General features: G+C 61.0%; 10 protein-coding genes. 6 read left to right on the forward strand and 4 right to left on the reverse strand.

The window, feature by feature from the left end; genetic code table 11:
* Positions 1–71: 71 nt before the first annotated feature.
* Genes D769_RS26625 through D769_RS26635 form a run of 3 tightly spaced genes read left to right on the forward strand, consistent with a single transcriptional unit; the run spans position 72 to position 5880 of the window.
* Complete coding sequence (locus D769_RS26625; protein WP_008651350.1) at positions 72–3269, forward strand: efflux RND transporter permease subunit; 3198 nt, start codon at positions 72–74, stop codon at positions 3267–3269.
* Entirely contained in the window at positions 3266–4462 is a 1197-nt protein-coding gene (locus D769_RS26630) for an efflux RND transporter periplasmic adaptor subunit (protein ID WP_008651352.1), read from the forward strand. The genes D769_RS26625 and D769_RS26630 overlap by 4 nt, the downstream gene beginning before the upstream one ends.
* Complete coding sequence (locus tag D769_RS26635; protein ID WP_008651354.1) at positions 4459–5880, forward strand: efflux transporter outer membrane subunit; 1422 nt, start codon at positions 4459–4461, stop codon at positions 5878–5880. Before D769_RS26630 ends, D769_RS26635 begins: the two co-directional genes overlap by 4 nt.
* Positions 5881–5939: 59 nt before the next feature.
* Here D769_RS26635 and D769_RS26640 read toward each other — a convergent pair whose 3' ends face one another.
* Positions 5940–6161 carry a hypothetical protein gene (locus tag D769_RS26640; protein WP_008651357.1) on the reverse strand — a complete coding sequence of 74 codons (222 nt, stop codon included), beginning with the start codon at positions 6159–6161 and terminating at the stop codon, positions 5940–5942.
* A 193-nt stretch (positions 6162–6354) separates the two neighbouring features.
* Positions 6355–6906: a TetR/AcrR family transcriptional regulator gene (locus D769_RS26645; protein WP_008651358.1), complete on the reverse strand. Its 552-nt coding sequence runs from the start codon at positions 6904–6906 to the stop codon at positions 6355–6357.
* Positions 6907–7016: 110 nt separating this feature from the next.
* Here D769_RS26645 and D769_RS26650 point away from each other — a divergent pair, with 110 nt between their 5' ends.
* The 3 genes from D769_RS26650 to D769_RS26660 all read left to right on the forward strand — a co-directional run bounded on the left by D769_RS26650 (position 7017) and on the right by D769_RS26660 (position 8688).
* Positions 7017–7634 (forward strand): DJ-1/PfpI family protein, encoded by a 618-nt coding sequence (locus D769_RS26650; RefSeq protein ID WP_008651360.1) that lies wholly within the window; start codon positions 7017–7019, stop codon positions 7632–7634.
* A gap of 77 nt (positions 7635–7711) precedes the next feature.
* Positions 7712–8131, forward strand: a complete 420-nt coding sequence (locus D769_RS26655; protein ID WP_040011287.1) for a lipocalin-like domain-containing protein — start codon at positions 7712–7714, stop codon at positions 8129–8131.
* 41 nt (positions 8132–8172) lie between these two features.
* Positions 8173–8688 carry a DUF2867 domain-containing protein gene (locus tag D769_RS26660; RefSeq protein ID WP_008651364.1) on the forward strand — a complete coding sequence of 172 codons (516 nt, stop codon included), beginning with the start codon at positions 8173–8175 and terminating at the stop codon, positions 8686–8688.
* Positions 8689–9708: 1020 nt separating this feature from the next.
* Here D769_RS26660 and D769_RS26670 read toward each other — a convergent pair.
* Positions 9709–11319: an NHL repeat-containing protein gene (locus D769_RS26670; protein ID WP_008651368.1), complete on the reverse strand. Its 1611-nt coding sequence runs from the start codon at positions 11317–11319 to the stop codon at positions 9709–9711.
* 672 nt (positions 11320–11991) lie between these two features.
* Positions 11992–13503 (reverse strand): ISNCY family transposase, encoded by a 1512-nt coding sequence (locus D769_RS26675; protein WP_008651369.1) that lies wholly within the window; start codon positions 13501–13503, stop codon positions 11992–11994.
* Positions 13504–13578: the final 75 nt, after the last annotated feature.

Below are 13578 nucleotides of genomic sequence, written 5' to 3' on the forward strand. Positions count from 1 at the left end.
GAAAGGGTGTTGCGTACATAGAATCGCCGCTAATTCTGGATGATCGGCGCCGACAGCGCCCGGAGTGAACCATGTGGATTGTGCGGCTTGCGCTACGTCGGCCATATACGTTTGTCGTCTTGGCAATACTTTTGCTTTTGGGCGGGCCGTTGGCCATTCTGCGCACGCCGACAGACATTTTTCCTTCTATTGACATCCCAGTTGTTAGCATCGTGTGGAGCTACAACGGCCTTTCTGCGCAAGATATGTCGCAGCGGATCGTGACAGGATATGAGCGCTCCCTTACCAACAGCGTGGATGACATCGAGCATATCGAGTCCCAAACGCTGCCGGGCGTAAGCGTTATCAAGGTGTTCTTTCATCCAGGGGCAGACATAAATCGCGCTATAGCCCAGACGACGTCCGGTGCGCAATCGCTTCTGAAGACGATGCCACCAGGGACGACTGCTCCACTGGTGCTGAGTTACAACGCCTCGACCGTCCCAATCCTCCGGCTAGCGCTAGGCAGCGACACGCTTCCCGAGCAAGAACTCTACGATCTGGGTAACAGCTTTATCCGCACTCAGCTTGCAACCGTGCAAGGGGCATCGATTCCACTGCCATACGGTGGCAAGGTCCGCCAGGTGGCTGTCGACCTCAATACGGAAGCACTGCAGGCGCGAGGTCTGTCGCCTCTCGATGTGGTCAATGCGATCAACGCCCAGAATCTCACCTTGCCGGGCGGAACGGCAAAGATTGGCGCGCTTGAGTATCGGGTGGACCTAAATGGCAGCACCCAAACCATCGCGGCACTCAATGACTTGCCAATTCGCAGTGGGCCGGACGGCACGGTCTACGTGCGTGACGTCGCTCAGGTACGCGACGGCTACGCTCCTCAACTGAATGTCGTTCGGCGTGATGGAAAGCGTTCTGCGCTCCTGGAGATCGAGAAGAGCGGGAACGCTTCGACGCTCTCCATCATCTCGCAGATCAAGGCACTGCTTCCAGACGTGACCGCCGGATTGCCAAAATCTCTGGTGGTGCAACCCATCTCCGATCAGTCAATCTTCGTGACATCTGCTATTGACGGCGTGTTGCATGAAGCATTGATAGCCGCGTGCCTGACTGCGGCGATGATTCTGCTATTCCTTGGAAGCTGGCGGGCCACTCTCATTATTGCTGTCACCATTCCGCTGTCGGTCTTGGCTGCCTTGATGGCTTTGTCGGCATTGGGCCAAACATTGAACATCATGACATTGGGCGGCTTGGCTCTTGCAGTCGGTGTGCTAGTCGACGATGCAACGGTAGCGATCGAGAATATTACGCACCACCGGGAAATGGGCAAGCCGCTGGAAGACGCGATCCTGGACGGGTCCGCGCAAATTGCATTGCCGACGCTCGTATCTACCCTCTGCATTTGCATCGTGTTCTTGCCGATGTTCATGCTGAGCGGAGTCGCTCGTTACCTGTTCGTTCCGCTCGCAGAGGCGGTGGTGTTTGCGATGATGGCGTCATACTTCCTCTCGCGCACCTTGATCCCCACGTTGGCCCACTATCTCTTCAGCCGGGAGCGTAGCGGGCATCATGCGGAAGGCCGCTTTGCCAGCTGGTTCTCTAGCGTGCATTCGAAATTCGAGCAAGGTTTTGAGCGTGTCCGCCAGTCCTACGCAAATGTTCTGGCGCTTGCATTGGGATCCCCGCGGCGCGCTATGGCACTTTTCGCAATGCTCTGCGTGTGCTCAATGACTTTGGTGCCATTTCTGGGCCAGGACTTCTTCCCGGCAGTCGATAGTGGGGAGATTCGTCTTCATATGCGAGCGCGCACAGGTACGCGGATTGAAGAGACTGCGCGCCTGGTTGATCAAGTTGAGGCGAAGATCCGCACAACGGTGGGTCCCACTCACGTTGCGAGTATCGTGGACAACATCGGCCTTCCCGTCAGCGGCATCAACTTGACTTATGACTCCGCGCTGCCAATCGGAACGGGCGATGCCGAGATTCTGATCTCGTTGAATCCCTCTGCTGGAAAGTCATCGGCGCTCATCGAGACGCTCGATGCCGAACTACCGGTGGCATTCCCAGGCGTGAGCTTTTCATTCTTGCCCGGCGATATGGTCAGCCAAATCCTGAACTTTGGCCTCCCTGCGCCGATTGACGTGCAGGTCGTGGGTAATGATGCTGCGGGAAATCGCACTGTCGCAAATGACTTGTTGCGGAAGCTGTCGGCCGTGCGCGGCCTTAGCGACCTACATCTGCAGCAACCGGATGATCAGCCTGCATTGACGGTAAACGTAGACCGCACTCGTGCGTTGCAGGCAGGGATGCAGCAACGAGACATAGCACAGAACCTTCTTATCGCGTTGTCGGGGAGCAGCCAGACGTCTCCGAACTTCTGGCTGAACCCCAAGAATGGGGTGAGCTACCCGTTGCTGATTTCGGTTCCGCAGTACGCAATGGACTCCCTCCAGACACTGTCGAATATCCCGCTCGGGATTGGTGCAGAGATGCTGAGACAGGGCGGTGCGGCGCAGCTCGGCCAGTTTGGCGCAGTCAGTCGAAGCAGCCAGCCGGGTGTGATTTCCCACTACAACGTACAACCGGTACTCGATTTGTTTGGCTCTGTGCGCGGCCGTGACCTGGGAGCAGTGTCTGCAGACGTGCAGCGTGTTGTCGACAGCGTCCGGCCAAGCCTGCCAGCTGGCTCTCGCATTGTGGTTCGCGGCCAGGTCCAAACAATGCACGCTTCGTTTGCTGGACTGCTTACGGGACTGGCTGCGGCCATTGTGCTGGTCTACCTGCTGATGGTCGTGAACTTCCAGTCGTGGCTGGACCCGCTTGCCATTGTCGGCGCGTTGCCGGTCGCGCTGTCCGGGATGGCATGGATGCTATTTGCCACCTACACAACGATTAGCGTGCCTGCGCTGACGGGGGCAATCATGTGCGTTGGCATTGCAACGGCTAACAGCATTCTCGTTGTTAGCCGTGCCCGGGAGCTATTGAATGAAGGGAAGGGAGCCGTGGAGGCAGCGTATGAGGCAGGGTTCGGACGATTCCGGCCTGTCGTGATGACGGCCCTTGCGATGCTGTTCGGCATGGTTCCCATGGCATTGGGAGCGGGAAGCGCGGGCGCGCAAAACGCACCGCTGGGCCGCGTCGTTATTGGCGGTCTGGCTTTTGGAACCGTCGCGACCCTCGTGCTCGTCCCCACATTCTTCGCAGTCTTGCATGGCTGGCTCGAAAAGCGAGCCAACTCGCGCCAGAACACAATGAAAGTACAGAGTCCGGTATGACCCAAATCGAACGAAAGAACAATAGTCGCGTGCCGTTGCCCCGCAGGCAGATCAAGATAGTAGTCGCGATGGGGATAGTGGCAGCGGCGGCGCTGATTGTGGGAATCGTCCCTCGCGTGCATGGTGAGGCTGCTCTGCACAAGCGCAGTGTCGACGCACAAACTCCTGTTGTCAGCATTGTTTCCCCGAAGCCGGCGGCATCCTCGCAGGAGATCACGCTGCCTGCCGACGTGCGCGCCTATCAGGACGCGGCCATCCACGCGCGGGTGAATGGCTACCTTCGAAAGTGGTATGTGGATATCGGCACCGAGGTAAAGGCCGGTCAACTGCTGGCCGAGATCGACGCTCCGGAAGTTGCGGACCAACTTCGGCAGGCACGCGCAGACGAAGAGACCGCCTCTGCCAACTACGCACTCGCTAAGACTACAGCCGACAGGTGGAAGGATCTTCAGTCCACTAACTCGGTAGCGCAGCAGGAAACCGACCAGAAGGTCGCTGACATGCAGGCCAAAGCGGCATTGCTAGCTTCGGCACGTTCGAATACAGCACGCGTCGCGCAACTGGCTTCGTACACGCAGATTCGGGCTCCGTTTGATGGTGTGATCACAGCGCGGAACGTAGACGCCGGCGCGCTTATTGATGCGGGGAGTGCGCCTAACCAGGGGCGCGAACTGTTTCACATCTCGGCTGGCAGCCGTCTTCGGGTCTATGTTCAGGTCCCGCAGTCGGTGAGCGCGGCAGTTGCACCTGGCACCAAGGCTTGGTTGACGCTACCGCAATCGCCAGACCACCATTTCCCGGCCGCGATTACGCGGACGGCGGGCGCAATGGACCCGGTGACCCGTAGTCTCCGAGTCGAGCTCGACGTGGACAGTCAAGGTGGAAAGATCCTGCCAGGTGCCTACGCCGAGGCCCATATCGTGCCGGAAGCGGATCGGGCGGGATTGGATCTACCCGCGAGTACGCTTATGTTTCCCGCCAGCGGAGCATCGGTGGCAATCGTCGACCAAAACGGGAAGGTCGCGATTCAGAAGATCCAGTTGGGACGTGACTTTGGTTCGCACGTAGAGGTCTTGGGCGGGCTGGCTGCGAATGCCCGGGTTATCGTGAACCCGGGGGATGGGCTCGTCGGCGGCGCGCGTGTGAGAGTGTCTTCGCCGCAGATGGTCGCGTCGCAAGGAGTGAAATCGTGAAGAGGCTGGCCGTAAGTGCGGTTTGTGTATGGCTAGCGGGATGCTCTTTCGCACCGATTTACCACGTTCCGGAGATCGATCTTCCCGCGAAGTATGCAGAAGCGAGCGATCCAGTCCTGAGTCGGATTCCCGCTGAGTGGTGGACGTCTTACCATGACGGCGACCTTGATGCGTTAATTCGACGCATCGACGTGACAAACCAAACGCTCAAGAAATCGATGGCTGTGCTGCAGGATTCCCGGGCCCAGGCCGATGCTGCACGCGCAGCGTATTTTCCGACAGCCGGCGCGAATGCTAGCGCTACCAGTAGTCATGTGTCGGCAAACGTAGTTGGCCGGTCGCTGGCCGGTAAGACAACGCCGGACCGGCTTATTGGATTCAGTGCGACCTGGGAACCTGACCTATTTGGGCGAATCGGCAATACTGTCGATGCGGCAGCGTCTCGGGTGCAAGCAAGCGCGGACGATGTCGCCGCAGTTCGGCTGACCTTGCAGGCGGAAGTCGCCACGGATTACTTCGCAATCCGCTCGCTTGACCGCGAGGCATCGCTGTTACGGCAGACTGTGGACGCCTATTCTTCGGTGCTCGCGATGGTCACCAACAGATATCAGGGCGGAATTGCGGCTGAGAGCGACGTTGCGCAGGCTCAGGCACAGCGCGACAGTACTAAAGCTCAATTGGCTGACCTAACCCTTGCGCGAACCCAACTGCAACATGCGCTCGCAACACTGGTGGGCGAGCCTGCCAGCACGTTTTCGATCGCACCACATGACGCCTATGGAACGCAACTTCCTGAAATACCTGCAGCAGTTCCCAGCGAGTTATTAAAGCGACGTCCGGACATAGCCGCGGTAGAGCGTCGTGTTTCGGCGGCCAATTCCCAAATCGGCGTTGCCAAGGCCGCGTTCTTTCCGAGTCTCATGCTCAATCTAAGCGGGGGTGTCGAGAGCTCAGGCTTGGCCGGACTCCTTACGGCCCCCGGTCGGTTCTGGGCGGTGGGGCCTGCCCTGGCTGCGACAATCTTCGACGGAGGGAAGCGCCAAGCCGGCGTGGACAGTGCCCAGGCGCAATTCGATGCTGCTGCAGCCGACTACCGGCAGACCGTGCTAAGTGCGGTGCAAGATGTGGAGGACAGCTACGCGGCCACGAGACTCCTGAAGGACGCTGCATCGAGTCAGGAGGCCGCCGTCCAGGCGTCACAACGCGCGCTCGCGCAGGCGACGGATCGCTACAAGAAAGGAGCGGCGGCATACCTCGACGTTAATGTGGTGGAGGCAACGACGCTCACTAACGAACGCACTCTCGAGAGTATTCATCGACGTCAGCTGGTCTCCAGCGTCGCGCTCTTTCGCTCGCTTGGGGGAGGCTGGCAGGCTAAGGATGGGGCCGATGCTCAGAGGCCCGTTGTCGAACCTTAGCGGTCCGTCGATTCCATCAAGCCGTTGCATCGACCGGTTGAATCCGCGGTCGGTAGCCGCTACTTCATCGCTCGTTCCAGGCCGAGCCGGTTGATGTGCTGTGCTTGCACCTCGGCCGCGATCGCCAGCGCGTGCCCCAGGCGCTTGTTGTCCGCGATCGCGCGCTGGTCTGACTCCGGGAATCGGTCATAGGTCGTGTAGGGCAGGGGAGCACCGCCCACCCACAATTCGACATGGACTTCGGGATGCTCGGCCACCTTGACCTCCTGCAGGACCACCACTTTGGCGTACTGCGTGCGGCGTCAGGTTCTGCGAGACCTTGCGCCATTCGCGCCAGCTGAAGATCCGCGCCAGATCCTCGTCGCCGCGCGACGAGATAACCAGAATCGTGCGCCTAGACCCCAACTGACCTGTATGTCAATCACAATGTCTGACGACAATGGATGGATCTGCCGTTAAGCCGGCAGCGTGGTCTCAGGCGCGCGGTGGAAGTGTGTCTTTGAAGAGGGTAAACGCATCCTGCATGAGCTTATTGAAGCGACTGGCGTCACGTCGCAGCCCTGCCTGCTGACCACCGATTAAGCACAGGTGAGCCGCCTGGCCGATTAGTTCTGCATGGCTAGGCGAGCGAACCCATCGACGGCACATTCTGACCGCGAAAGCCAGTCGCGTTGCGTCAACGCGTTGCTGAAACTCGGCCACCAACGGATCGTGCAGCGCCCACGCTCGGATGGCAACTTCCCGGCCCGGCTGTTTCTCAGCGGCAATGCTCAAATAGCGCATCAAGGTTTCGCGGGCGGTGCGTCCCTGCGCTGCATAGGCAAGCATCCGCTCCGTGTAGTCCTCTTCCCACTTGGCCAGCAACGTACGCACGAAGTCTTCGCGATTGCGAAAGTGGTGATAGAACGAACCACGGGTTACGTTCAACCGACGAGCCAGGATTTCGGCCGAGACGCCGGCGTGTCCTTCTTGGTCCAGGGACTCAAGGCCAGCCGAGACCCAGTGGTCGCGAGTCAGTTTGCTCATATGTCTGCGCCATACAGGCTGTGTATGGTGCGATCTGGGTTGATACGCTGCGAACATTAGCATAGACCGCCGCTGCATTTTGCACAGCAGCGCTTCGCCGGGAGTTCACCTTGAAAGAAATCGCACTGGTCACGTTCGACCAATTCACCGATATCGACCTCTTCCTAATGTGGGACATCTTGGGCCGCAACACCAAGGACTGGAACGTGCGCATCCTGGCGCCTAGTTCTATCGTGCGATCGGCGAACGGACTGTCGGTTTCGGCACATGGCTCTCTCTCTGAGGCCAATCACGCCGATGCAGTGTTGTTTACCAGCGGCAAGCAGGGCATACCTGCAGCGCTTGCTCATCCGGATTTCCTACCATCCTTCCAACTCGATCCCACACGACAGTTCATTGGCTCCATCTGTGCAGGCGCCTTCATCCTTGAACGACTTGGACTGCTTCCTGATGGTCGTGCGACAACGCACCCGGATGCGCGCGGAGGCTTTCAAGCTCTAGGGCTCGATTTAGTGGACCAGCCCCTGGTATGCCAGGGAAGCGTCGCCACGGCTGGAGGCTGCCTTGCTGCGCTCTATCTGGTGGGGTGGCTGGTGGAATCCCTGTTCGATATCGAGAAGCGACGCGCCACACTGCTGCCGGTGCTGCCGGCTGGACAGCAGGAACTTTACGACGCACTGATTGGGCTCAGTATCCGGCAAGGCGTTGGCCAGATGGCCCAAAGGTGAATTGCGCCTGATGGCGTGAAGCCAATCGCCCGTGTCTGACTGTTAGGTTGGCGAAACCAAGGAGAGATGAGATGGCCATGTCTGACATCGAAGCCCACCCGTTATTCGGGTGGTGGAGGATTCTATCTTTTCAGGTCGAGCTCGAGGATACAGGTGAGCGCGCGGACACATACGGTGTCGAACCACTCGGCCATATCGTCATCGAGCGCGATAGGATGATGTCGATACTCACATCCAGAGAGCGCCTGAGTAACGATCCGGCGGCCCTTTTCGAGACAATGATTGCTTATTCTGGTTTGTGTCGTGTCGAGGATGAGGACAGACTCATCATCAAGGTCGACACGGCTTGGCATCCAGCCTGGATTGGCACCGAGCAGGTTCGGTTCTTCAAAGTAGATCGCGGCGTCCTGGCAATGACAACTGCGTGGCAGATCCATCCATCGTTCCCGGGGCGATTGGCTCGCGGTGTGCTGATGGCACAGAGAAACAATGTTTAGCGCAGGCTCGCGCTAAACCCAAACCATGAAGAGATTGGTTGATGATCGATGCCCATAAAGCCTATGCGATACCCACGCCACCCGACAGCGTCCTGGCGCCGCTTTATAGGGGCGCGGACCTGCTGGATGCGTATGCGGTTCAGTTGCCGGCGGGGGCCAGCGACGATCTCGAAGTGTTGGCGCGCGCTGGATTCGAGCGGCAGGCGTGGTGGATTCGTGCGCTGACGCGGGTACGGGACACGATAATGGCGACAGTAGGCGTCAAATCGTCTCGTGCGGTCGGTATTGCTGCGGCGGCGCAAGGGCCGGTGATCGGTTTCTTTCCACTGCGGTCGAAGAGTGCGGGGGAACTGGTGATGGGCGAGGACGATCGTCATCTCGACTTCCGGCTCGCGATCCAGCTGCGCGTGGGTGCGGCAGGCGGCAGGGAGCTCGTCCTGGTGACCGTAGTGCATTGCCATAACTTGCTGGGACGGACATATCTCGCGGCAATCACACCGTTCCACCGTGTCATCGCGCGGGCTAGTCTGGAACAGGCCGCAAGCCGTGCTGTCTGAACTGGTCGGCGCTTGCCGACGATCCGGCACCAACAAGGTTAATGGACTACGCTGCATGTCAGTGGGAAAGACTCAATGTGTGGCGATGGGTTGAACTGAACCGTCCCCCCTTGAGTGTGCGAAGCCAAACTGGAATTGGAACCGCTGCCGCTTCACGTGCAGCGGCGGGTTGTGCGGCCGCGGCGGTTCGCCCAGCAGCTTCCGTGAACGGCCGGCCTGGTGACGGTCGTCGCGCAGCGCCCGCACCTGGGTCGCGATGTCCAGCACGTTGCCCAGCCGCCTGTTCTACACGATTGCGCCTTGATCGATCGCCGAGAGCCGGTGGTAGGGGGTGTAGGGCAGGGGGCGCCATCGGCCCACAACTCGACGTGTCCGTCCGGGTAGTCGGCCACCTCAATTTGGCGGTGAATCAGGCGCCGGTGTTCGGGCCGGTCCTCTAGCAGGTACTTCACCTTGTCGTACTGCAGCGTGAGACTCGCCGAAACCTTGCGCCACACGCGCCAGTTGAAGATCTGCTCCAGGTCCTCGTCGCTGTGCAGCGGCCGGTGGCATCGAAGTCACTGCGCTGCTCCTTGGCAAAGCGCGTTGAGGTCCGCAGTGAATAGCGGGCCGCGAATGCGCGACGCCAGGCCGGGAGGCAACTGCCGGTGACCGAGTTGCCCCCATTTGCGAGAAACAAGACCCTACGGGCGGTCCTGCCGGTAGCGCTGCGCCAGTCGCTCAACCTTGCGCCGGTAAGGTTGAGCGAGCCTGAGGGGGCCAACGGGCGGCCAACCGCTTGCCGGTACTTGGGGGAGGACATGGCGGTGGGCTGAAGCGCATTGGATCGCGCGGCCCGTGCGCGAACCCGCTTCCCAAGGGGTGGGGCGCGCGCGCAATGTGGAGCAAGAGGGGGGGATTCATTCCTATGGCGGGAGGGCTGTCCGCGAAGGCGCCTTGCAATGGCAAGGCAGGCAGTCGCGAGACGATCTTCCCGCATGCCCCTGGTTGTTGCCGGGGCGTGCGTATGCGGACGATGGATTACGGCGCTGGGACCGTGAACATGCGGATCAGGGCGTTATTGGTGTCCGCCACGAAGATGTTCCCGCGGGCATCAACCGCCACGCCGAAGGGCTGAGCCAGCAAGGCCGGAACCTTATAGGCCCAATCGTAGAAGGAGGGCTGAACAAGTGTTGTGACGACGCCGGCAGGCGTCACCTTGCGAACCGCGTTGCTGCCGGCATCTACCGCATAGACGTTCCCTGCAGCATCCGTTGCGATGCGAAGCAGGCTGGTGAACGAGGCAGCCGCACCCGTGCCGTCGGCGGAGCCGCGTGTTGTGGAGCCAGCCAGCGTTGTGACAACGTTCGCGGGCGAGATCTTGCGAATCCTGGCGTTGCCCAGATCGGACACGTAGATGTTGCCGGCAGCGTCCACCGCAATACCCGCGGGGCGATTGAATGCGGCAGCCTGGGCCGGACCGTCGGCAAAGCCTGCGGTGCCGGTGCCCGCCAGCGTGGTGACGACGCCGGTGGGTGTAACCATGCGGACCAGGTGATTGTAGGTATCGGCAACAAAGACGTTGCCGGCAACGTCCACGACGATGTCGGACGGATAGTAGAAGGATGCGGCGCTTCCCGTCCCGTCGGCGGAGCCGCTCGATCCCGAGCCTGCCAGCGTCGAGACGACGCCTGCGGAGGTGATCTTGCGAATCAGGTGATTGTAGGTATCGGCCACGTAGACATTGCCGGCGCCGTCGACGGCAACGCCTGAAGGCAGATTGAACGACGCTGCTGTGCCGGTGCCATCTGTCGAACCGGCGACTCCCGATCCGGCCAGCGTCGTGACCGCACCATAGGGCGATATCTTGCGGATGCGATGGTTGCCGTAGTCGGCCACATACACGTTGCCGGTACCATCGACCGCGACGTCAATCGGATGAAAGAACGCGGCGGCTGCGCCGCCAGCCGTGGAGCCCGCGAACGTCCAGCCTTCCAAGCAGAGCACGCTCGCCGTCACGGTGCTGGTGGTGACGGTGCCGCCGCCGTTGTCGACCGAGCAGGAGTTCCAGTGAGGCTGTGCTTTCACCGTCACGGCATAGTTCGCGCCGCTTGCCACCGGTGTCTTGAAGTTGAACGTGCCATCGGCGGCCACCGGCATGTCGTCGGCGCCGTTGTTTTGCAGGACCAGACCGCTGCCGCTCAGGCCGTTCAGGTCCAGCCCTTTCACCGTAGCCCCCACCGGATAGCTGCTGATCGAGCAGAGCACGGTGACGCTGCTGACTGCAGCACTCCCCATGGTGGCACTGCCGTTGTTAACCGTACAGGTCTGAGGCGGTGCGCTCGGCTGGGTTTTCACGGTCACCGCGTAAGCCGCTCCGCTGGCCACCGGCGTTGCGAATGCGAACGCGCCATTGGCCGCCACGGCGATATCGTCGCCCCCGTTGTTCTGCAGGACCAGGCCGGTGCCAGTCAGGCCGTTGGCCGTGCCACCCACCGCATACGTTGCAGGGGATGGCGTGGTGGCTGTGGTTGCAGGCTGGGAAGCATTGCCAGAGTCGCCGCCGTTGCAACCGGCAAGGCCGGCGCTCGCGAGGAAGACGACCACGGCACAAAGGACACTGGCGGGCCGGTGAGAAATAATCGGGAACATGAGATTCCGGGGTTAGGGCGGCCCGGAGAACTCCGGGCGCTGTCTCTGGTCGGAGCGGCCTGAGCGTGGCCGTTCCTGCTCCGCCGGTCGCGCACAGGCGTTCCTGCGACCGGTTACGTCCAGCGGATTCTACGAATCGGAAAGATTCAGGTACATACGACGAATGCCGTATTCTTGGGGCGGCGGAGACGTAGACCGTACTAAATGTGTCACCGTTGCGACAGTAAATCTGTCAACTCGCCGGGGGATTTCGGTCAGTTCTGCGCCAGCCCTTGCTGGACAAGCGTTCTCAGGTTGGGACTTAGATTTGTCACAAGCAGCTCCTGCCGGTGGGCCAGGTTCCTGCCGGGCTCCGGCCAGCATCAGAGACCGGTCATGAGGCGTCGTCCAATCGCTACTTTGCTAGGCCGTTCAGATGTCCGTTGTAATACCGCAGAGCGGCCGTTCGGCGGCCACGCTCTTCAGAGCGCGTCAGATACACTACTTGAAGTAGCGTCAACACCTATCTGGCATCGATAGCCTGAATTCGCACGCGCTCTTGCTCCATGCAAGCCCGAAAGCCACGATCAAATCAGGCTGTGAGGTACGACATTACAACTTAGCCCTTACACTCTACCTGACTGAAGTGTCTAGGCTAAGTTGAAATGTCCGGCCTTCCGCTAAATTGAAATGTCAGTCCGAACGTGCTTTTTGTGCGGGATTGGCTGTTTTTGTTGGGGGTATGGTGGGGCGGTGGCGCTGGCCTGAGGCGACCGAGCTTTGCTCAGGGTGGGGCGGTGACGTCGCGGTGGGCAAAGTTAAAATGTCCGCATTCTGATGTGCAGCCATCGCGCGCTCCAGATCGAGCCGGTTGATCAGCCGCTGCCGCTTGACGTTCAAGGGCACCGTGGCCGGGCGCGGCGGCTCGCCCGAGAGCGTGCGCGACGGCCCCGCCTGATGCCGGTTATCGCGCAGCGCCTGCACGCGCGCCGCGATCGCCAGCACATGGCCGAGCCGCTTGTTCTCGACGATCGCCCCCTGGTCGATCTCCGGGAACCGGTGATACGTGGTGAAGGGCAGGGACGCGCCATTGGCCCACAGCTCGATCCCCCCGTCCGGATACTCGGCCACCTCGATGTAGCGGTGGATCAGCCGACGGTGCTCCGGGCGGTCCTCCAGCAGGTACATGGTCTTGTCGTACTGCAGTGTGAGGCTCTGCGAGACCTTGCGCCATTCGCGCCAGCTGAAGATCCGTGCCAGATCCTCGTCGTCGCGCAGCGCCCGGTGCGCATCGAAGTCGCTGCGCGGCACCTTGCCGAAGCGCGCATTGAAGTCGGCGATGAAGCTCTGCGCATAGGCGTTGGCGGCCGCCATGCTGGAAATCTCCCGCAGCCGCAGTTCCTTCACCAGCCGGTCCTGCAGCGTGCCGTTCATCCGCTCCACGCGGCCCTTGGCCTGGCTGGAGTTGGCGCACAGGATGTCGATGTTCAGCTCGAACAGCGCGCGCCCGAACTGCGTATAACCGCGCTCCTCGGGCGATGGCCGCTGGTTCGAACGGAAGATGCCGGCCTTGTCCGAGTAGAACGCCATCGGCTTGCCGTGGCGCTCGACATAGGCGCGCGTCGCCGTAAAGTACGCCAGCGTCGATTCGGTCGGCACGAACAGCAACTGCATCAGGCGGCTGGTCGCGTCGTCCACGTAGACCAGCAGCGTGCAGGCCGGCGCCCGATCCTCGAACCACGCGTGATCGCTGCCGTCGATCTGCACCAGTTCTCCCCGGCAGGCCCGGCGATTGCGCGGCTGGTGGACCTTGGGCGGGCGCAGCTTCCTGGGCACCCAGAAGCCGGCGTCGATCATGATTCGGCGCACGCAGGCCGGCGAGAGATCGATGCCATGGCGCTCGCGCAGCTTCTCACAGGCAAGCGTCGGGCCGAAGTCGGCGTAGCTGTCGCGAATCAGGCCACGGACACGGGATTCCAGGCCCGGAGGCAGTTGGCGGTTGCTGGAACGTCCGCGCTTGCGCGATATCAGTCCAGCAGGACCGTCCTCCAGGAGCCGCAGGACGAGCCGCCTGACATGCCTGGCACTGACACCCAGACGCTCAGCCGCCCGCCAGCGGGTCAAATGGCCCTCGGCCACCGCCTGGACTACCTTCATGCGGTCAACCTCGCGCATGCTCATGGTCACCAATCCCTGTCCGTGCATCGCTGCCTCCCGTAGGCGCCCGGCGAAGCTGGGAGCCTACGGGATAACAGAGGTGACATCTCTAATCATCGCAAA

This window comes from Cupriavidus sp. HMR-1, assembly GCF_000319775.1.
GTDB classification, from domain to species: Bacteria; Pseudomonadota; Gammaproteobacteria; order Burkholderiales; family Burkholderiaceae; genus Cupriavidus; species Cupriavidus metallidurans.